Below are 19,435 nucleotides of genomic sequence, written 5' to 3' on the forward strand. Positions count from 1 at the left end.
ATCAGCGCGTGCGCGGCTCCGGCGCGGGGTGGTGCTCGAGCAGGAACGCCGACATCGCCTCGGCGACCGCGGCGGGCTGGTCGAGCATGGAAAGGACGTAGGCGTCGTCTATTTCGACCAGCCTGGCCTTAGGAATGAGTTCGGCGAGCCGTTGCCCGTGCTCGCGCGGCATCACCTTGCCCGCCGACGACCACAGGATCAGCGCGTCACCTCGGAACTCGCGCAGCGCTTCGGTGTTCGCGATCAGTTCCGGCTTGCGGAAGCCCGACTTGGTGTAGGCGAGCAGGTCCCGCCGGATCCGGGCATCCCGCAGCCCCGGCTCGGTCCAGCCGCGCACCAGTGCGTCGGACAGCGGGCGCCGGGCCATCCAGCCGAACAGCAGCGGCGAGCGGCGCAACCACCGAACGCGTAACTGCCGCAGCGCCAGCAAGATCCCGCCGGGGAGGTAGGTGGCGACGGTGGCCATCTTGCCAGGCAGGCCGGGCGGGAAATTGTCGAACGCCTCGCACGGCAGCACGATCAGCCTGCCGACGCGTTCATCGAGCCCGTAGGCGGTGAGGAACAGCGCGCCGCCCCAATCGCTGTGCACCAGTGTCACCTCGCGCAGGTCCAGTGCGGCGAGGAGATCCGCGACCAGCTGATTCAGGCCGCGCATGCTCAGGTCGACGCCGGGGCGCAGCGGTATGGGATGAGCGCCGAGCGGCAGGTCCGGCAGCACGTACCGGAAGCCGGCGGGAAGGGCGTCGAGTACCTCGTCCCACTGCGTGTGGTTCATCAACAAGCCGTGCAGCAGGACGACCGGGGGGCCTTCGCCCCGCTCGACATAGTGCACCCGGCCCACGGGCAGTTCGACTACAGGCATGTCCGCCTCCATTCGAGCGATCGCTCTAGAGTGTTTGCTCTAGTCTGGAATGGTGACCGAGAGAATGTCAACCAGTACCCGGGAACGTCTCGTCACCGCGACGGCCGAGTTGATGCGCACGCAGGGCTACGCGGGGACGAGCGTGAAGCAGATCACCGTCGCGGCCTGTGCCCCGATGGGCTCGCTCTACCACCACTTTCCCGAAGGCAAGCCACAGATCGCCGCCGCGGCGCTGCGCACATCCGGAGCCGCCTACATCCAGCTGCTGCCCCTGCTGCTCGATCCGCACGACGACCTGCGCGAAGCGGTCCCCGCCGCGTTCGCGGCCGCCGCCGAACAGATCGAACAGACCGGCTGGCTCAACATGTGCCCGGTGGGTACCGTCGCGGGCGAGGTCGCCGACAGCGAACCCGCGCTGCGCGAAGTCGCCGCCGAGGTCATCGCCGCCTGGATCGATGAGGGCACCGGCTATTTCGTTCGCCGCGGCCTGCCCGCCCCGCAGGCCCGCGAACTCATCCTCGCCGTCCTCACCGCCCTCGAGGGCGCTTTCGTGCTCAGCCGCACCCTCCGCTCGACCGAACCTTTGCTCGCGGCAGGCCGGTCGCTGCGGGCCCGCATCGAGGAAGTGCTGGCCGGAGTGCGCGGATAGCGGTCACTCGGCGAGTGAACGGCCGCTGGACCGGAGTGCCTCACGCAGGACGCGCACGGCCTTCGGGCCGACGCCGTGCATCGCGAGCAGTTGCGCCTCGGTCGATTCGGCGACCCGCGCGAGAGTGGTGATGCCGACGGCCGCCAGCGCCCGCCGCGCGGGATTCCCGATGGCCGTGGGCAAGTCGCCCACTGCGACGTCCGCGGTTTCCGCCGCGATCATCGGTGCCGCGAGCCGTTTCGGTGCGCGCGAAAGCCAGGCGCGCCGCACCCAGTGGTTCAGCTGCTGCCCGTTGATATCGGAGAGCGGGACAACGACGCCGATCGACGTCGTGCCGCGCGTCAGCCGCTCGGCACTGGGATGCGCCGCGAGTACCTCCTGCGCGTCCGCGCCGGACAGGTACAGCCGCACCCGTCCGTCCTCGTCCGACGCCGCGAAACGCCTGTCCCGCACGGCGAACACGACGACACCGGGGCGGGTTCGCTGTTCGACGGCCTCGGGCAGCGAGAGCGCGGTCTTGCGTAGCTGGGTGCGGGTGGTCATGGGCTCACTCTGGCACGTTCCCGGCCTGGCGGACCCCGCACCTACTCGATCGCGTGCCGGATGGTGCTCGGCCGGTTCGGAATCGGCGCTGTCCGACCCGGTGCCGGGCGGCATCATTCGGCTCCGGCCGCTTCGCGGTTCGGCCGAGCACCGAGCACTACGATCGAGCCAGCGGGATTTCCAGGTGCACGGTTTGGAACCCGGGGCCGGGCAGGCGCGCGTCGTGGACGACTGTGCCGAAGGTGAGCCAGAACTCCAGTGCGCCGGGGGTCCTGGCGTCGGTGTGCAGATACAGCCGGTCGAAATCGGGTGTGACGGATACGTAGTCGATCGCCGCGCGGACCAGCCGTGTGGCCAGGCCACGCCGGTGGTGCTCGGGGCGGACGTACACCCGGAACAGCTGTGCGGTGCCCTGGTCTGGGAACTGTTCGGCCAGCCAGGCGGGATGCGGTGGGTGACGCGGGCCTTGGGCGCGAATCGCCGTGGTGGCGACGATCCGGCCTTCGTGCTCGGCTACCCAGAGGCGGTTGAGCGGGTTACGCAGGTACACCGTCTCCGGGTCGATCACATCGTGGTGGTGCTCGGGCAGATAACCGATGCCGAACACCTCGTAGAAGGTGTCCAGCATGACGCTGCGGGCGCCGGGGAGATCCTCGGGACCTGCCACGCGCAGCCGATAGCCGGTGGCGGCCGGCGCGCTCATCGCCGCGCTCCGAGTTCGCGGTCCAGCACTTCGAGACCTTCGACGGCGACCGGTCCCGGCCCGGTATAGCCGAACGGGACCGCGATGATCCGGTTCCCGCGAACGGCGCGCAGCCCGGCCAGTTCGGGTCGCGCACGCAGGGCCTCGCGCGCGGATTCCGGGGTCTGGGCGCCTTGGGTGAGCAGGATGATCACCTCGGGATCGCGCTGGATCAGGGTTTCGGTGTTCACCTCGAAATTGCGCTTGGCGACGTCGCCGAATACGTTGTCCAGCCCGAGCACGCGCATCTGCGCCGCCACGGTGCTCGTGCTGCCGTAGGCGCTGAGCTTCGCGCCGTCGCGCGAGATGATCAGCGCCGCGGCAGCCGTGCCCGCCCGGTCGGCACGGTGTCGATCGGCCACCGCCGCTACGCGCTGCCGCAAGGCGCTGACCTCGGTGTTCGCCGCCGCGGACGTGCCGAACAACCGGCCGTACAGTTCGATGTCGGCGAAGATGTCGTCGTAGCTGCCCGCGGCATCGCGGCAGTAGCCGCGGCTCACCAGCAGCGGAATGCGCACGCGCGCCAGATCATCGGGCGTGACCGCGGCGCCCTCGAAACTGACCACCAGGTCGGGCGTGCGATTGATGATCTCTTCGCGGGCGAGTTCGCCGGTGGGAGCGGTGACTTCGATGTCCTTCAACGCGTCGGCGTACTGGCCGGGAAACGGCGCGGTCTCGAAGGTACGGGTGACGATGCGGTCGGCGGCGCCCGCGGCCGCGATGAGTGGGCCCGCGACGGAGCCGACGGTGACGACGCGCCGGGGCGCGCGGGTGAAGGTGACGTCGCGGCCACAACTGGAGATCGTCATCGGGAATCCCTCCGACGCTTCCACGGTGGCGGGGGCAGGGCTGCCGCAGCCGGTGAGCAGCGCGGCGGTGAGCAGCGCGACAGGTAACGGCGCGAGCCGGGTGGCTCGGGGCGGACGGTTGGACACGGTGATCGAATTCCTCTCCGGGAACTGGTTCTCAGGCGGGTGACTGCCGGAAACGGCGGATCAGGACCAGCAGCAGCGGTGCGCCGACGACGGCGGTGACGATCCCGAGCGGCAGCTCGCGAGGCGCGAAGACGACGCGGGCCGCGATGTCGGCGACGACGAGGAACAGCGCGCCGAGCACCGCGGACAGCGGGATCAGCCTGCGGTGCGTCCCGCCGCCGCACAGGCGGGCGACATGCGGCACGATCAGACCGACGAACCCGATCGCGCCCGCCACCGCGACGACCGCGCCGATGGCGAGCGCGACCACGCCCAGCGTGAGCATCCGGAGGCGGACCGGGGACATGCCGAGCGCGCGGGCGGTGTCGTCACCCGCGGCGAGCACGTCCAGGCGCGGGGCCAGCAGCAGCAGCGCGCCGGTCGCGGTCGCGGTGACCAGCGCCGTGGTGCCCACCGACGACCAGCCCGCCGAACTCAGCGAGCCGAGCAGCCAGAACAGCACCGTGCGCGCGCCTTCCTGGTTGTCCGAGGCGAAGATCAGGAAGCTGGTCGCCGCGGAGAACAGGTAACCGATGGTGACCCCGCCCAGCAGCAGTCGCAGCGACGTCATCTGCCCGTTGATCCTCGCGATGGCGAACAGCAGCACCGTCGCGGCCAGCGCACCGGCGAACGCGCTGGCCGCCAGCGCGGCCGCGGTGCCCGCCGTGACGCCGAACAGCAGCGACATCGCCGCGCCGGTCGAGGCGCCGGAGGTGACGCCGAGGATGTGCGGGTCGGCGAGCACGTTGCGGACCAAGGTCTGCAGTACCGCGCCCGTGACGGCGAGCGCGGCGCCGACCATGGCGCCGAGCAGCACGCGCGGGACGCGCACCAGCCAGACGATGGAATCGTGGGCCGGTGTCCAGTCCGCCGCAACGGGCACCCCGAAGGCGTGGTGGCCGACGATGCGCGCGACGGTGCCGGGCGGCACCCACACCGGGCCCAGCCCGGTCGCCACGATCAGCAGCACAACCAGTGCGGCGCCGAGCCCGCCGAGCCACAACACGGTGGTCGCGCGGTGCCGGTCGTGGTCGAGATCGTCGGCGTCTTCGATGCGGGGCCGGGTCGTGGTCATCGGACGGTCGCCTTTCCGGAGTCGAGCGCCTCGGCGGGGGAGACCGCGTCGCGGGGACCGAACAGCAGTTGGATCGCGCCGAACGCGGCCGACATGTGGACCGCGACCTTGTAGACGGGTTCGAGCACGCCGGGAGTGAGCACTTCCTCCACCGGTCCCGCGGCGGCGACCCGGCCTCCGTGCAGCAGCACCAGACGGTCGCAGTAGCGGGCGGCCAGGTTCAGATCGTGCAGCACCACGAGGGTCGTGGTGGTCGTGAGATCCCTGATCAGCCCGAGCAATTCGTGCTGGTAGCCGATGTCGAGATGATTGGTGGGTTCGTCGAGCAGCAGATGGTCGGCCTGCTGCGCCAGCGCCCGCGCGATGAGCACTCGCTGGCGCTCCCCGCCGGAGAGGGCGGTATAGGGGCGATCGGCGAGGTGCCGGGCGCCGACGCGATCGAGCGCGGCCGCGGCGGCGATGCGGTCGGCCCGCGAGTATCCGTGCAGCGCACCGGCCCAGGGAGCGCGGCCGAGCAGCACCGTCTCGGCGACGGTGATCGGTGTCTCGGCGGGCGACTCCTGGGCGACGACGGCCAGCCGCGCTGCGAGCGCCCGGCCCCGCAGCGCGTGCACCGGAGTGTCATCGATGGCCACAACACCCGACCGCGGCCGCAGCGCGCGGTAGAGCAGGCGCAGCAGCGTGGACTTTCCCGAGCCGTTGGGGCCGATCAAGCCGACTGTGGTGCCGGGATCGGCGACCAGTCCGACTCCGTCGAGCACGACCTGACCGCCATAGGAGAAGCCCACGTCATCCACCGTGATCAACGGTTCACCACCTCCGCGGCGCGCCGTGGCGGCGCGGTCCAGTCCGGCGGGGCGGGCCGCCACGTCTGGTGGACGGTGACCGCTGTGGCGAAACCGGCGCAGACGCGCTGCGCGGCGGCGATATTCGCGGCAAGAGCGGGGTCGGCCTCGTCCAGCAGGATGCCGGTCGTGGTGCCGCTGTGCGCGACCACCACCCCGGCCGCGCCCAGACTCCTGGCGGCGCTGATGGTCGCGTCCAGATGCGGCCGCGACCGCAGCACGGTGCTCAACTCCGCGCTGCGGGTAGCCACCGCGCCGATCGCGGTCACGTCGCGGCGCGCGACCGCGCCGGTGAGTTCGGCGAGCAACGAGCTGTATTCGCGTTTGGCGGCGGTGGTGAACGTCGGACGGTGCCGGTTGAAGGCGACGGTGTCGACGCGGCCGCCTTCGTCTCCGGTCACGATGGTCAGCGGCGGCAGCGCGCCGAGCAGCGCCAGCAGCCGGACCTCCCGGTGGTAGAAGGCGACCGCGCCGGGATACATCACTCCGTCGGAGGGTTCGATGCACCGCAGTTCGGTCTCGATCTCGGCGGCGCCGATCTCCCGGCCTTCGGCGTCGGCCACGGCGCGGGCGGTGGCGACCAGGTCGGCGGTGGAGCTGGCCAGACCCTTGCCCTCGGGCAGGTCGCCGAGCAGGGTGAGCACACCGCCGCGCAGCACCGTCGAGCGCGCGAGCAGCGCGCGGGCCAGGGTGGCGGACTTGGTCTTGTGCGCGGGAATCACGGTGACGCCGTGGCGGTGTGGGTCGGGCTCGAAGACCGCGACCGCGCCGCGCGCGATGGGCAGGGTGACCAGGAAGTCGTGATCGTGCTCCGCGGTGACGCCTTGCAGCAGTTCGCCGCAACTGCCGAACGCGCTGCCGACGCCGAGCCGGGGTGGGGCGGTCACCGCGGACCCGCGCCGGTGCGGCGGGCGACCACGTGCAACCGGTCGCCGTCGAGCCGCTCGGAGAGCACGCCATCGGCGGGCCAGCCCGGTGTGGTCAACGGCCCCGGCGCGTCGAACAGCGCGAGCACCTCGAACCCGGCACCGGTCAGCAGGTGGCGTAGCTCCTGCGGGAACAGCAATCGCCACGCGGTGTGCTGGGTGACCGGCTCGGCACACCCGGGCCAGGTCCAGATCCGCTGTCTGCGTAACAATTGCGCGGGCAGGTCCACGGTGAGCGAGGTGCGTGAGGTGTAGGTCATGCCTTCCCAGTCGACCTGCCGGACGAGTTCCTCGTCGAGCAGTTCGCGCCTGCCGCGATCGGTGAGCAGGAAGGCGCCGTTGCGCATCTCGAGGATCAGCAGACCGCCGGGGCGCAGGCACGCGGCGAAACGGTCGAACGCCGCTACCACGTCGGCCGTGTCGTGCAGGTGCAGCAGGGTGCTGCCCAAGCAGGTGAGCACGTCCACCGGCGCGCCGGTCCGCAAGGTGCGGGCATCACCGACGCCGAAATCGATTGCCGGGTAGCGAGTGCGGGCGTATTCGACCATGCGTGGTGAGATGTCCACTCCCCGCACCCGGTACCCGAGTGCGGCCAGGCGGGCCGCGTCGCGGCCGGTGCCGGAACCGACGTCGAGCAGGTCGTCGAGCGCACCGGCGCCGTAGCGGGCCACCAGATCGGCGACGAAGCGCGCGTTGCGTTCGCCAGTGTCGGGAAAGGTGCGCTCGTAGAGCGCGGGGTTGTCGGTCAGCAGGTTCTCGCTGAGCAGGACCGGGCCCTGATCGTGAACAGTCATCGGGCGGAATCGCCTTTCGCCGTGCGACTCGACGTCGCGGTGATCGGTCGGGGATGCGCTGTGGTGGCCTCGGGCAGGCAGCCGCGCCCGCGCAGCAGCAGCACCGCGACGGCGGAGAGAAGACCGGTGGCCGCGCAGAGCAGGGCGGGCGGCCAGGTCAGCGGTCCGCCCGCGTGGTCGACAGCTGTGCCGACAAGGCTGGTGGAGACCACGGTGAACACGCCGGAGGCCAGATAGAAGGCGCCGAAGTAGGTGCCGGTCAGGTCAGGTCCGCCGAAGCGGGGGATCGCCTCGTTCACGAAAGGCTGCACGGCCATCACACCGAGCGCGAGCACCACCGCGGCGGCCACGACCGGCGCGACTCGGACCGCGACCGCGACCGGACCGTCGCCGTGCGGCGACCGGAGAACGTCCGCGGCGGGCGGGATGAGGAATGCCGCGCCCAGCAGGGCCATGCCCAGTGCCATCGCCGACCCTCGATCGGCGCGCCGGGCGAGCACCCTGGTGATCGGAACTTGCAGCGCCACCACCGCTATCGTCTCGACGACGAACAGCGCCGCCACCGCCGCCGGGCCCGCGGACGGACCGGCGAGCTGCTGCACCTGCAGCGTGAACAGGAAATAGATCTGACTCTGCAGCGCGAACATGCCCATGAGCGCCAGCGCGAAGGCCCAGAACCGGCGATCTGCGAACATCCGCGCGAAATCCGCGCGCAGCCCGGTGTCCCGGGGCGGCGCGGGCCGGGATGGCAGCAGGATCAGCTGAGCGACGGTCAATCCGGCGAACACGCAGGCCGCGGCCACCGCGGTCAATCGGAATCCGACGCCGACCAGCAAGGTGCCGATCACCGGCCCGACCGCCGAGCCGGTATTGCCGAAGACGTTGAACAGGGCGAACGCCTCGGCCGCCCGGTCGCCGCTGTCGCGGGCGATATAGGCGCGCACCGCCGGGTTGAACAGCGCGCCCGCGAAACCGGTGAGCACCGACGCGAGCAGGACCACCGGCAGCGAGCCGCCGACGGCGAACAAGGCGAATCCCGCCGCTCGGATGCCCGCGCCGACGATGATCACCCCCCGCGCGCCGAGCCGATCGGCGGCCGACCCGCCGACCAGGAACAAGCCTTGCTGACTGAGATTGCGCACACCGAGCACCACACCGACCACCGCCGCCGACAGCGCCAGATCCGTGCGCAGATACTCGGCCAGGAACGGCACCAGCATGAAGAACCCGATGTTGCCGACCAGTTGGTTCACCAGCAGCAGGCGCACCGAGAGCGGGAACGTGCCGAACGCCCCGAGCCCGCTCATGCGGCCGCCCGCCCGCGCCGCACCCCGAGACCGGGCCCCGCCGGTCGCCGCAGCGTGCCGTCCGCGCCGCCCAAGCCCGTCCACGGGTCGTGCGCCAACAGCAGATGCCCATCCAGGTCGACCCAGCGCGCGACTCCGGCCAACTGGGCGGCGGGGGCGATGCCGAGCGAGCTGGAGGCCTGGCAGCCGAGCAGCACCGGCAGCGCGCGTGCCTTCGCCCAGTCGAGCATCGTGCGCGCCGCGTCGAGCCCACCGCACTCGGCGAGTTTGATGTTGATGCCGCCGATGCCTTCGGGCAACCGGTCCAGATCGGCGATCGAGCCCGCGTCCTCGTCGGCGAGCACCGGCATCGGCACCTCCTTCGCCACCGCGGCGAGCCGGTCGGGATCGCCCGGGGCCACCGGTTGTTCGACGGCGGAGATGTCCTGATCGGCGAGGGCACCGAGCACGGCGACGGCGGTGCGGACGTCCCAGGCTCCGTTGGGGTCGAGCAGGAGTTCCACGCTCGGCGCCGCCGAGCGGATCGCCCGGACCCGCGCGATGTCCTCGGCCGGTTCCGCCGCGCCCGCTTTCACCTTCAGCACGGTGAATCCGGCGCGCACCATCCGGTGTGCGGTGGCCTCGGCTTCCGAGGGACTCATCAGGCCGATCGTGTACGCGGTGGGCGCCGAGTCCCACGGCGGCAGATCGAGGTAGGCGCACAACGAGACGCCCGCGCGGCGGGCGAGCACATCGTGCACCGCGCTGTCGAGTGCCGCGACCACCGGTAGCGGGAACTCCGCGCGCAGGCGCGGCAGCAGCGCGCGAACCTGCTCGGGCCCGGGGCAGCCCGCGATCCGGTCGGTGATTGCGCGCAGAGCTGTCTCGATCGCGGCGAGGTCGAGGCCGAGGCGGGGACTGCCGACCACTTCGCCGTGCCCGGCGTGCCCGTCGGCGGCCACCGTGATCCACACGGCGGCGCGCGCCGACATGGATCCGCGCGAAATACGAAGGGGGCGAGCCAGTTCCAGGGTGGTGGACGTCCAGGTGGTTCTCACCCGCCGACCCCTTTGCCCAGCGGGTCACGCACCACGCGGCAGCGCGCCCAGCCGCGTACCTCTTGCGCGTCGGGTGCGGCGAGTTCCAGCGGTTCGGTGGCGACCGGTCCCAGCAAGCCGTTGCGGCGGCACCATTCGTCGTCGTAGATGCTGCGCAGGTAGCGGTGTGGACCATCGGGGAAGACGGTGAGTACGCGGGAACCGGGCGCACGCCGCGTGAGCCACGCGGCCACCAGCGCGGCCGCCCCGGTGCTCCAACCGCCCGCCACCCCCACCTCGGCGGCCAGCCGCCGACAGGAGGCCACGGCTTCGGACGGGCCTACCCAGTGCACCTCGTCGAAGTCGCCGTAGGCCACGTTGCGCGGAAGGATGCTGCTGCCAAGGCCGCGCATCAGTCGCGGGCGGGCCGGCTGACCGAAGATGCGCGAGCCGACCGCGTCGACACCGATCACCCGTAGCTGCGGCCAGTGTGCGCGCAACGCCCGGGTCAGGCCCGCGCAATGGCCGCCGGAGCCGATGCCCGCGACCAGCACGTCCGCGTGTCCGACCTGCTCGAGCAGTTCCTGTGCCATGCCCGCGTAGCCGGCGGCGTTATCGGGGTTGTCGTACTGGTCCGGCCAATACGCGCCCGGGGTACGCGCGAGCAGCTCGGCCAGCCGGTCGAGCCGGGCCCGCTGCCAGCCGCCTTCCGGGTGAGGGGTGCGGACCACTTCGAGGCGGATGCCGAAGGCGGTGAACAACGCGCGCATCTCCGGCTCCAGCTCGTCATCGACCACGAGCACGATGGGATGTCCGAGCGCCTTGCCCGCGAGGGCGAGGCCGAGCCCCAAAGTGCCGCTGGTGGATTCGATCACCGTCGCGCCAGGGGCGAGTTCGCCGCGGGCGCGGGCAGCGGTGAGCATGGATACCGCCGCTCGCGCTTTCATGCCCGCGATGCTCGCGGCCTCCACCTTCGCCAGGTAACTGCCCGCTTCGACCGGAATCGGCACGACAGGGGTGCCGCCGACCAGCTGTAGTAGCGCGGGTTGGGGGGCGGAGCTGATCATCGGGTGCACGAGGTTCCCCCGTCTCGGTAGCGGAACAGGGTGCTGGGGCCGCCGTCGAGGGAGAAGAAGGGATACGGTTCGGCCGAGACCGCCGTGACGCCGCGGCCAAGGAACCAAGGCAGCACCGCGCTGCCGGTCTGGGCGAACAGCACCAGGGGAATCGCCTTGGCGTTCGCTTCGGCCAGCAGCCCGTCGAATGTCCCATTGCCCAGCGTCATTCCGGTGACCAGCAGCGCGTCGTAATCCGGCGGCACGTCGGCGACGCTTCGGTACACGGGCTCGTCCCATTCGGTTCGCCCGCCGATCAGGTCACACGGCAGGTAGCCGACGCCACGGGCGCGCAGGGCCGCGAGCAGGGAACCGACCACGCCGACCACCAGCACGCGCCGCACGCCCGAGGGGAGCAGATCCACCACCGTTTCGGCACGCTGACGGGACTTCTCGAGCGAGCTGCTCCCGGACACCCGGACCGGTTCGGCGACCACACCGCCCGCGGCGGGATGCGGGTGCAGATGCATCAGGTACGCGTCGAGGGCGGCGATCCGGACCGCTCGCAGCGGGTCGGCGAGCAGGTGCGCGACCGTGGCGCCGACGCAGGCGTCGAGCGCGTCGGCGCGGCCGGTGGCGTCGTCGGGCTCGAGCCCGCACGAGCCGACCGCCGCACCGACGCGGATGCTCAGCACCTCGTTGCGGTAGCCACCGCGACGGCCGGCGTGCCGCGTGCCGTAGCTGGTACGGAACGCGGTGGACACCGCCAGGCCGGCCGGGTCGGCGCCGAGGCGGGCGGCCAGCGCCCAGCCGGTGAGTTCGTCGACCGACCGGGGGCGCGGCAGCAGGGCGAGATCGGCGGTGGTCATGGCGCCACCTGCGCGATATCGACCACCAGTTTGTCGACCCGGTCGCACGCCAGATCCCCTGCGGCGCCGGGTCGCTCGTCCACCACCATGACATGGCCGAGGTAGGTGTTGTTATCGGTCGCGACCCGGACCCGGGTGCCCGGCTCGGCCAGGGTGTGTTCCACCACGCACGGGTCGTCGGCCCAAGCCTCGGCGCCGGATATCGCCGTCAGCACACCCGCGCGGTCGGCCACCGCGAACGCGATGGCGGCGCTGCCCGTGCCGGTCGGGCGCGGAGTCAGATCGGGCGTACCTCCCGCGGCCACCTCGGCATGGACGGCCGCGAGGTCGATGCCGGTCACCCGGCGTACCAGCTCGGTGATCCGATTGCCCGCGGGACGCGGATTCACCTCGATCAGCCGCGGGCCGTCGCCGGTGAGTTTGACCTCGGTGTGCGCGACGGTGTCGTCGAGACCGAGCGCCGCGATCGCGGCACAGGCCACCGTGCTCACGGCCGCCTGCTCGTCGCCGGTCAGCACGGCCGGGAACATGTGCCCCGCCTCGATGAACGCGGGAGCACCGGTCAGGCGCTTGTCCGTCACGCCGACCACGGTGGTGTGCCCGCGCACGGTGACCGTCTCGACGCTGTATTCCGCTCCGTCCAGACACTCCTCGAGGAGGATCTGCGGTGCGCGTACCTGCCCGCGCGCGTTCACCGGGAAACCGGTGATCCGCTCGACTGCCGCCCGCAACTGCTGCTCGTCCTCGACACGACGGACGTACATACCACCGCACAGGTCTACCGGTTTGACGACCAGCGGGTACCCGATTTCTATTGCCGCGCCGACCAATTCGTCCCACTCCTCGGCCACGGCGAAGGCCGGTCCCGGCACCGCGACGGCCCGGCAGAGCGCACGGGTGCGGTGCTTGTGGCAGGCCGCGGCGACGGCCGCCCGGTCGGGACCGGGCAAGCCCAGTTCCGCGGCGATCGCCGCGACGGTGGGCAAGTAGTAGTCGCACGAGGACAGCACCCCGTCGAAGGACAGCACCTCGTGCAACCTGCGCACGTACGGCACGAGGGCCGCTTCGTCGTTGGTCTCGGCGGTCACGATGTTGGCCGCACCCAGCAACGGGTGGGCGCCCTGCTTGCCACGCAGGTAGTGGCTCAGATCCCGGGTGAGGAAGCTGAATGTATGTCCCCCGGCGTGAATTCCGGCCGGAAGCAGCGTGCTCATCGAGCCGACCCAGCTCTCCACCATCAGCAGATGTCCCACGAACCCTCCAAGTTTCGAGCGGCACATAATGATAACCGTTATCGTTATCACTGCAAGGGGAAGGTCGGCTGTTCGCGCCAATGTTCCTGTGCCGCAACGTGTCCGACGCAAAAGTTGTCGATAATGACAATCATTATCAATAATGGTCACGGTCGTGCATCCGGCACGACGCAGATCGATGAGGAAACCGCCATGCTGATGAGGACCCTTGCCGTGCCCGCGCTGATGTTGGCCGCCGTGACCGCCGTGCCGGGCGCCGCCTACGCCGACCAGGGTGCAGACCGGCCCATCTCGTTCACCGCGCACGCCACCGACACGTCCTCGATCATCGAGATCGACTCCGGCGCATTGGTGGTCGAGGACCGGACGCTGAAGGTCCGAACCCGCGACGGCGTCACCGTCGCCGGGACGCCGCTGACGTTCACCGTCGACGAGTTCGAGTTTCCGATCATCGCCGACATCTCCGGCCGCACCGCGACGCTGACGCCGGTGCTGTCGATGGACCGCGCGGTGTACAAGCCGGTCGCCCTACCCTACGAGGACAAGGCGCCCTGGAAGACCGAGTACGACCGGGAACAAGCCGCTTGGTCCCGCATGACCAGCACGATCAGCATGGGCGCGACCATCGGCACCCTGGTCGGCGGCCTCGGCGGCGCGGCGGTCGGCTGCGTGCTCGGCGGCATCGCGGGCGCGACCATCGCCGCGGGCACCATCGCGGGCCTGTTCGGTCCGTTCATCCCGGCCGCGGCCGTCGGGTGCCTCGTCGGCGTCGCCGCGGTCGGCGCGCTGGGCACCGTGGCGGGCCAGATACTGGTCACCGCCCCGGTGGCGATCGGCGCCGCGATCCAGTACTTCACCACGATCAACGCGCCCTACCCGGCGAAGTAGCGCTTCCGTGCCCATCCGCTCGTGCCGCTCGGAACGAGCGGATGGGCTGGGAACCGGGTCCGAACGGCTCCGGTGTGCCCGGAAAGGGCTCGTGCTCAATGCTTGCCGAGTGCCTCGCTGCGGATCAGTTGGAGCAGGCCGGGGTTGTCCGACGTCGTGACGACGCTGACGGTCTCGCGTATGTGGCCGCCGTCCTCGGCGAGTCGCAGCAGGCAGGCGGCCAGGTCCGCGCGGGAGGTGAACCGGCCTTCGGCGCGGCCCTCGACCACGGTGTAATCGGTGACGGTGGAGGAAGTGTAGAGCCCGCTGGGGCGCACTATCGTCCAGTCGAGTTCGGTCGTGCTGAGCAGTGATTCCATCGCACGCATGTCGTCGTACAAGGTTCTGCCCATCACTCGGGTGAGGTACGGCTGCAAGACCCGGTTGAACAGGAAGCCCGCGTCCGCGTACGGCCGGGGGTCCACGGCACTCGACGACACGACCGCGAGACGACGTATGCCGTACCGGCGCATCGCGGCCACGATATTGGCCGTGCCGACCGAGTACGTCGTGATCAGGTGCTTGCTGTAGGGGACACCCAAGGTGGACAACACCGCGTCGCCGCCCGCGACCGCCGCCTCGACCGAAGGAAGGGAGAAGACGTCACCCTCGAGCGTGGTCAATCGATCGTGCGTCAGAGGAAATTCCGCCGGCCTGCGGGTGACAGCGACCACGTCGTGGCCTGCGGTCAGAGCGTGTGAGGTGAGCAGGCGACCGGTGGGGCCGTTCGCTCCGAAGATCGTGAGACGCATGGAAATTCCTTCGGGTTCGTCGATGTGGGGTGGGGCCGAGAATGTCGACACCGTGCCGGGCGGCCGCGGTGCCGAGCAGCGCGAAGTCGGGCGGCCCGGTCGGCGCCGGAGACGAGGTCGTTTCGGCCGGGGACCAGGTAGATGACGACTCCTTCTTGATCCAGATATTACGAAATTCATATTACATAGTTCGAGATTCGTTTCATATGACTTTCGTAACACTTGGTGTGCGCCGCTCCGGAGCGTCATGACCGGCTGTGTTCGCTCGCGTTGATCCGGGGGCCGAGATCTTCGGGACCACGGCACGACTGGATGATCGGCCCGGCGGCGTGCGTCCGGGAAGCGCGGGTATCGGACGACGTATGATATGAAACTCATACAAATGGCGGAGGGAATCACAACGTGAGCGCTGCGACCGGCAAAGCGGCCGAGCGGCAGCATCGCAGGCTGTCCGCCGCGGTCAAGGACGCGCTGCGCGAGCTGAACGGTCAACTCGCCGTGCTGAACCGCCGCTTCGGCGGCAAGGTGGAACTCCGGGATGCCGACTGGACCTGCCTGGATCTGATTAATCGGCACGGCCCGCTGACCCCGAGCGCACTGGCCCGCCGCGCCGCGCTGCATCCGGCCACGCTGACCGGCATCCTGGACAGATTGGAGCGCGGCGGCTGGATCGCGCGCGAGCGGGACCCAGCCGCGGGCGACCGGCGCGCGGTCACCATAGTCCCGCTGCGCGAGCGTAACCAGGAGCTCTACAGGTTGTTCGCCGGAATGAACGGACGTATGGACGACCTCTGCGCCGGTTACAGCGACGCCGAACTCGAGCTCATCGCGGAATTCTTACGCCGCGCCGCCGCCGCGGGCCACGAGTCGGCCGAAGAACTAGCCGACTCCTAGCTCACGGCCGCCCACGCCGGAGGCGAACTCGCGCCATCGCAGAGGTCCGCCCGCGTCGGGAGCCAGCGGCGGGGTGTCTTCTCCCGCGCCCGCCCGCATACCGGCGAGCAGTTCCCGGAGGGCGTCGACAGCGGTGAACTGCGGTGTCCAACCCAGTTCGGCTCGCGCGCGGCCGGTGTCCAAGATGGGCAGGCGCATCACCGCGTCGAAGAGGTCCGGTGCCGCGGGCAATGCGCGCGCGTGCCATCCCATGGCGAGCGCGGCGCGGACGAGCGCGGGCGGCACGGACACCACGCGAGCCTCGAACAGCTCGGCCAACCGGGCGCCGTCGATCACCGGTTCCGCGGCGATGTTGAACGGCCCGCGGGCGTCGGTCGTGATCGCGAGGGTGTAGGCGCGGCCGATGTCGGCGCTGTGCACCGCCTGGAAGCGCAGGCCACGCGGAATCGGCAGGATCGGCGGGAACCCCGGGCGGATCAGGCGGTTCGGTAGCAGCGGACCGGCGAACAGACGCCGCTGCTGGCTGGCGGTCTCCCGGCGGAAGATGAATCCCGGGCGCATGCGAACCACCCGGCGGTCCGGGTGCTCGGCCTCGAATCGGTCGAAAAGCCGTTCCACGTAGGCTTTCTCACGCGTGTACGCGGCGGGCGGCCAGCCATCGGTCGGCCAGCTCTCCGGCACCGGCTCGTCGTCGTGGCACGGGGAGTAGGCGCCGACCGACGAGGCGTAGATCAGAGCGGGAACCTGGGTCGCGGACACGGCGCGCAGCACCCGTTCGGTGCCGCCGACATTCGCGCGCCAAGTGGCCAAGGGCTGATGGGTGGGCTGGAACAGCCAGGCCAAGTGCACCACGACGTCCGCCCCGTGGAAGTGGGACTCCAGATCGTCGGTCCGCACGTCCGCGCGCACCCATTCGACGCCGTCGGAAGGTTTGCCCGGCACGCGCCGTGCGATCCCCACGATCGAGTCGACCCCCGGTTCGGCCGACAGCGTCTCCAGCACGCTCGTTCCCACGTTTCCGGTGGCACCGACCACAACGACGCGCATATCCGCTCCTTGGCTCGGCGGAGGGCGGCCCATGGGGCGCACCCTCCGCCGGGAATCGCCGGGAAATGTCAGATGCCGGACTTGGCGAGGCGCTGGGACAGCAGCTCTTTCCCGAGCCGGCCGCCCTTTCGGCTGTCGGCCTGCGCCTTGCGGAAGAACTCCACCAGCTCGCTGTCGCCATCGCGTTCCGCGTCCTGGATGAACGTATCCAGCCGCAACGCGTTCTCCAGGGAGGCCTCGACGAACCAGATCAGGTTGTAGTCCTTGTCCCTGGTGCCGGTGATGCCGCCGGTTTCCTGCTGCTCGGCCATCTCCACTCCTCTCGCTGTTGGTCCTCGACCGGCGCACGGGGCTCAGTCGCGCCCGAGCGCGTGCGCCAGCTCCTGCTTCGTCATCTTCGAGCGGCCTTCGACATTGCGTTTCTTGGCCTCGTTGTACAGCTGGTCGCGGGTCGGCCCCTGCGCGCCGCTGTGCGAACGCTGCCCGCCGCGCTGCTGCGGAGACTTGTCGTTCGTCGAGGTCTTGCTCGCGGTCTTGGACTGTCCGGACTGCGCGCGGTTCTTGTTGACCGTGCGAGCGGCGATCTCCTTCGCGCGCCCGGTGCTCGCGCCGCGGGACTTCGCCGAATCCTTGACGTGCTCGTACTGGCGTTCCTGCTTGTCCGTCCAAGCTTTTGGCATGTCATCACCTCCTGTGATTTCGTCTTACCCCGCAAACCCCCGGGCAATCCGGCTCCGGTCGCCTGATGCCATGCGGCACGCTCCGAGCCGAATGCCCGACGCGGTGGCGGGCAGTAGCTGCGCTACGGCGCGCTGGTCAGCAATTGCTGGGGGCGGGCTCGCCACGAACCCGGCCTTCGAGCCAGGTCGCCACGGCGGGGGCGCCTATGGCGGCCGCGGACAGGTGGTCGAACGCCTGCACGTGCACTACCTGCAACGGCACGCCGGCTCCGCACCAGCGGCGTGCGGTGTTGTCGATGGCTTGGATCGGGATCAGTGGATCGCTCGGCGAATGCCATTCGAAGATCGGGGTGGCGGGAGCGCCGTCGTAGAGCTCCACACTGTTCTCCTCCACCACCTCCCAAGCGCCGGGCATGTCGAAGACCGAGGTGCTGTCCACGAAGTCGCGCGCGCTGCCGCCCGCGCCGATCGCGAGGATGTCGTTGGTGCAGCTGTTGGCCATGGCGTCCCGCAGCGCGCGGCCGCGCTCGTTGAGATTCGCGCTGATCGGCACCCGGTCCGGGTACTCCCGTTCCAGGCCGATCGCCGCCGCCATGGCCAAGCCGAAGGCGGGGTGCGGGTTGAGTCCCAGACCTTCCGCCATCGCCACCAGGTTCATCGGGGCGCCGCCGATGGCCGCGCCCGCCAGTCGCACGTCCGGCGCGTAGGACGGCTGTAGCGCGGCCGCCCATGCCGTGGCGAGACCGCCGCCGGAGTAGCCGGCCAATGTCACCGGGCTGTGCTCGACGGCGAGGTCGGGCAGTTGTTTCGCGGCCCGGATGCCGTCCAGCGTGATCTGGCCGCCCAAACGCGCGGCCCCGAGCGCGAACTGCGGTCCGAGATGGTCGGGCAGCGCCAGGCTCCAGCCTCGCTGCAGCAGCACGTTCAACATCGGCGTCGTCGTCGACAGGTTGAAATCGTTCTCGTAGAGCAGGTGCGATACCGCGCAGCCGGTGCCGAGCGAATTGATGAAGTGCTGATAGGACAGCAGCGGCATGCCGGGGCGGTGGAAGGCGGGGGTGACGATCGTGGTGGTCGCCGCGATCGGCGCGCCCCGCGAGTTGGTGGAACGGAACTCGACCAGCCTGACGGTGGCGCCGGGGAAGGAGGCCAGCGGCGGCAAGGGCCGCACGTCGAGTACGTCACCCGGTCGGTGTGCCGCCAGATCGGCCGGGGCGGCGTAGAACGGGTCCGGATCGGGCAGTGGGTATATCGGTTCCGCGGTTGCCGTCGTCGCCAGCAGCAGCGTGAGTGCCATACCGCCGAGCGCACCGAGGACACGGGCGGCACCGAGACGCCTGCTGCCCGGGACACGAAGAAATGGACGAGTCACGAGCTTGACCTCCAGGGGTAGTTCGCCGCATTCGTCGATCAATCGGCGGAAGCCGTATGTACCGTCAGCAAACTACCAGCGACATTCGGAAGTGAGACCGGAATGCACCAAATTCCCCAATTCATGCGCGGTAGAAGCGCGAATCCCTTTGCTTCCATTCGAGGTATGGTGAGGAAACGGCAATCTTGTAGCCATCTTCGCTCCGGCTCGAAGTGGGAGCCGCGTCGACGGCTTGCATCCGGTCCGTGGCCGTCGGGGACCACGGACGATTCGACGGCCCCCGTCCGTCTGGCGGCCGCACCGTCCGTAGTCGAGAGGCGGCGGACGCCGAGGGGTTGCGGCTCGGGGCGCGCCCGGCTTGGCTGGACTACATACACGCTGGACTGGATACCCAGCGCGGTCAGGACGAAGGAAGGAGCGGTCATGTCCAAGAGAGCAGCACACAAGGTCCACGCATCCGGCTCCGAGTCGCGAGAGCCGGTCCGGTCCGTGCCGGACACCGAGACCGTACCGCCGACCGGGACGGACGGCGCGACGACCACCAAGCGCGCCGGAGTGCCCGTCCCGATTCCGACGCTCGGTGTGCGGATGGCGCACGTCCCGCTTCCGCCCGGACCGCGCACCGTGGCAGGCGGTGTCGCGTCGGCGACCGCGGCGGTGCGCAATCGAGTACCGGATCGGGAGTCGTTGCTCTACTTCGGCGGACTCGGGGCGGCCGCGGTCACCGGGATGGTGTCGTGGCCGGTGGCCGGGGCGATCGGCGTCGGCGTCTGGGTGGCGGAGCATGCCCGTCGTGAGCCGGACACCGTGAAGCCGGGCTGACGACCGGCCGCAGGGCGCCCGGCCACGATCG

At 70.4% G+C, this 19,435-nt stretch carries 22 protein-coding genes; 4 read left to right on the forward strand and 18 right to left on the reverse strand.

Annotated elements, in window-relative coordinates; translation table 11 throughout:
• Window position 1 precedes the first annotated feature (1 nt).
• Window positions 2-862, reverse strand: a complete 861-nt coding sequence (locus tag HOV91_RS05320; RefSeq protein ID WP_174184314.1) for an alpha/beta fold hydrolase — start codon at window positions 860-862, stop codon at window positions 2-4.
• A gap of 64 nt (window positions 863-926) precedes the next feature.
• On the opposite strand from HOV91_RS05320, the gene HOV91_RS05325 reads away from it, so the two are divergent.
• Window positions 927-1,511 carry a TetR/AcrR family transcriptional regulator gene (locus tag HOV91_RS05325; protein WP_246349846.1) on the forward strand — a complete coding sequence of 195 codons (585 nt, stop codon included), beginning with the start codon at window positions 927-929 and terminating at the stop codon, window positions 1,509-1,511.
• 3 nt (window positions 1,512-1,514) lie between these two features.
• Here the strand turns inward: HOV91_RS05325 and HOV91_RS39720 are convergent, their stop codons facing one another.
• The 12 genes from HOV91_RS39720 to HOV91_RS05385 form a co-directional block, all read right to left on the reverse strand.
• On the reverse strand, window positions 1,515-2,054 hold the full coding sequence (locus HOV91_RS39720; RefSeq protein ID WP_174184316.1) for a helix-hairpin-helix domain-containing protein: 540 nt from the start codon (window positions 2,052-2,054) through the stop codon (window positions 1,515-1,517).
• Window positions 2,055-2,211: 157 nt separating this feature from the next.
• Window positions 2,212-2,757 carry a GNAT family N-acetyltransferase gene (locus HOV91_RS05335; RefSeq protein WP_174184317.1) on the reverse strand — a complete coding sequence of 182 codons (546 nt, stop codon included), beginning with the start codon at window positions 2,755-2,757 and terminating at the stop codon, window positions 2,212-2,214.
• Window positions 2,754-3,731, reverse strand: a complete 978-nt coding sequence (locus HOV91_RS05340) for an ABC transporter substrate-binding protein (RefSeq protein ID WP_174184318.1) — start codon at window positions 3,729-3,731, stop codon at window positions 2,754-2,756. Before HOV91_RS05340 ends, HOV91_RS05335 begins: the two co-directional genes overlap by 4 nt.
• A gap of 31 nt (window positions 3,732-3,762) precedes the next feature.
• Window positions 3,763-4,845 (reverse strand): FecCD family ABC transporter permease, encoded by a 1,083-nt coding sequence (locus tag HOV91_RS05345; RefSeq protein ID WP_174184319.1) that lies wholly within the window; start codon window positions 4,843-4,845, stop codon window positions 3,763-3,765.
• The gene (locus HOV91_RS05350; RefSeq protein ID WP_174184320.1) at window positions 4,842-5,651 is read right to left on the reverse strand and encodes an ABC transporter ATP-binding protein; all 810 of its coding nucleotides are present in this window, start codon (window positions 5,649-5,651) and stop codon (window positions 4,842-4,844) included. Before HOV91_RS05350 ends, HOV91_RS05345 begins: the two co-directional genes overlap by 4 nt.
• On the reverse strand, window positions 5,648-6,577 hold the full coding sequence (locus tag HOV91_RS39725; RefSeq protein ID WP_174184321.1) for a GHMP family kinase ATP-binding protein: 930 nt from the start codon (window positions 6,575-6,577) through the stop codon (window positions 5,648-5,650). The genes HOV91_RS05350 and HOV91_RS39725 overlap by 4 nt, the downstream gene beginning before the upstream one ends.
• A complete protein-coding gene (locus tag HOV91_RS05360) occupies window positions 6,574-7,410 on the reverse strand; it encodes a class I SAM-dependent DNA methyltransferase (protein WP_174184322.1) in 837 nt (278 codons plus the stop codon). The genes HOV91_RS39725 and HOV91_RS05360 overlap by 4 nt, the downstream gene beginning before the upstream one ends.
• Window positions 7,407-8,717, reverse strand: a complete 1,311-nt coding sequence (locus HOV91_RS05365) for an MFS transporter (RefSeq protein WP_174184323.1) — start codon at window positions 8,715-8,717, stop codon at window positions 7,407-7,409. The genes HOV91_RS05360 and HOV91_RS05365 overlap by 4 nt, the downstream gene beginning before the upstream one ends.
• Window positions 8,714-9,754: a mandelate racemase/muconate lactonizing enzyme family protein gene (locus HOV91_RS05370; RefSeq protein WP_174184324.1), complete on the reverse strand. Its 1,041-nt coding sequence runs from the start codon at window positions 9,752-9,754 to the stop codon at window positions 8,714-8,716. The genes HOV91_RS05365 and HOV91_RS05370 overlap by 4 nt, the downstream gene beginning before the upstream one ends.
• On the reverse strand, window positions 9,751-10,800 hold the full coding sequence (locus HOV91_RS05375; protein WP_174184325.1) for a PLP-dependent cysteine synthase family protein: 1,050 nt from the start codon (window positions 10,798-10,800) through the stop codon (window positions 9,751-9,753). The genes HOV91_RS05370 and HOV91_RS05375 overlap by 4 nt, the downstream gene beginning before the upstream one ends.
• Window positions 10,797-11,657, reverse strand: a complete 861-nt coding sequence (locus HOV91_RS05380; RefSeq protein ID WP_174184326.1) for a hypothetical protein — start codon at window positions 11,655-11,657, stop codon at window positions 10,797-10,799. The genes HOV91_RS05375 and HOV91_RS05380 overlap by 4 nt, the downstream gene beginning before the upstream one ends.
• Window positions 11,654-12,910, reverse strand: coding sequence for an ATP-grasp domain-containing protein (locus tag HOV91_RS05385; RefSeq protein ID WP_174184327.1), 1,257 nt, complete (start codon window positions 12,908-12,910; stop codon window positions 11,654-11,656). The genes HOV91_RS05380 and HOV91_RS05385 overlap by 4 nt, the downstream gene beginning before the upstream one ends.
• 192 nt (window positions 12,911-13,102) lie before the next feature.
• Here HOV91_RS05385 and HOV91_RS05390 point away from each other — a divergent pair, with 192 nt between their 5' ends.
• Window positions 13,103-13,798, forward strand: a complete 696-nt coding sequence (locus HOV91_RS05390; protein ID WP_174184328.1) for a DUF8020 domain-containing protein — start codon at window positions 13,103-13,105, stop codon at window positions 13,796-13,798.
• A 95-nt stretch (window positions 13,799-13,893) separates the two neighbouring features.
• Here HOV91_RS05390 and HOV91_RS05395 read toward each other — a convergent pair whose 3' ends face one another.
• Window positions 13,894-14,589, reverse strand: coding sequence for an NAD(P)-dependent oxidoreductase (locus tag HOV91_RS05395; RefSeq protein ID WP_174184329.1), 696 nt, complete (start codon window positions 14,587-14,589; stop codon window positions 13,894-13,896).
• 402 nt (window positions 14,590-14,991) lie between these two features.
• On the opposite strand from HOV91_RS05395, the gene HOV91_RS05400 reads away from it, so the two are divergent.
• Complete coding sequence (locus HOV91_RS05400; protein ID WP_174184330.1) at window positions 14,992-15,483, forward strand: MarR family transcriptional regulator; 492 nt, start codon at window positions 14,992-14,994, stop codon at window positions 15,481-15,483.
• Here the strand turns inward: HOV91_RS05400 and HOV91_RS05405 are convergent.
• From HOV91_RS05405 to HOV91_RS05420, 4 genes are all read right to left on the reverse strand, one after another.
• Window positions 15,469-16,530 carry an NAD-dependent epimerase/dehydratase family protein gene (locus HOV91_RS05405; RefSeq protein WP_174184331.1) on the reverse strand — a complete coding sequence of 354 codons (1,062 nt, stop codon included), beginning with the start codon at window positions 16,528-16,530 and terminating at the stop codon, window positions 15,469-15,471. The two genes, HOV91_RS05400 and HOV91_RS05405, sit on opposite strands and share 15 nt — an antisense overlap.
• A 68-nt stretch (window positions 16,531-16,598) precedes the next feature.
• Window positions 16,599-16,841, reverse strand: coding sequence for a hypothetical protein (locus HOV91_RS05410; protein WP_174184332.1), 243 nt, complete (start codon window positions 16,839-16,841; stop codon window positions 16,599-16,601).
• A 42-nt stretch (window positions 16,842-16,883) separates the two neighbouring features.
• Window positions 16,884-17,210: a plasmid stabilization protein gene (locus tag HOV91_RS05415; RefSeq protein ID WP_174184333.1), complete on the reverse strand. Its 327-nt coding sequence runs from the start codon at window positions 17,208-17,210 to the stop codon at window positions 16,884-16,886.
• 136 nt (window positions 17,211-17,346) lie between these two features.
• Window positions 17,347-18,507 (reverse strand): lipase family protein, encoded by a 1,161-nt coding sequence (locus tag HOV91_RS05420; RefSeq protein ID WP_174184334.1) that lies wholly within the window; start codon window positions 18,505-18,507, stop codon window positions 17,347-17,349.
• 498 nt (window positions 18,508-19,005) lie between these two features.
• Between HOV91_RS05420 and HOV91_RS05425 the strand changes: the two genes are divergently transcribed.
• Entirely contained in the window at window positions 19,006-19,404 is a 399-nt protein-coding gene (locus HOV91_RS05425) for a hypothetical protein (RefSeq protein ID WP_174184335.1), read from the forward strand.
• Window positions 19,405-19,435 lie beyond the last annotated feature (31 nt).

Source organism: Nocardia barduliensis, assembly GCF_013315795.1.
Taxonomy (GTDB): domain Bacteria; phylum Actinomycetota; class Actinomycetes; order Mycobacteriales; family Mycobacteriaceae; genus Nocardia; species Nocardia barduliensis.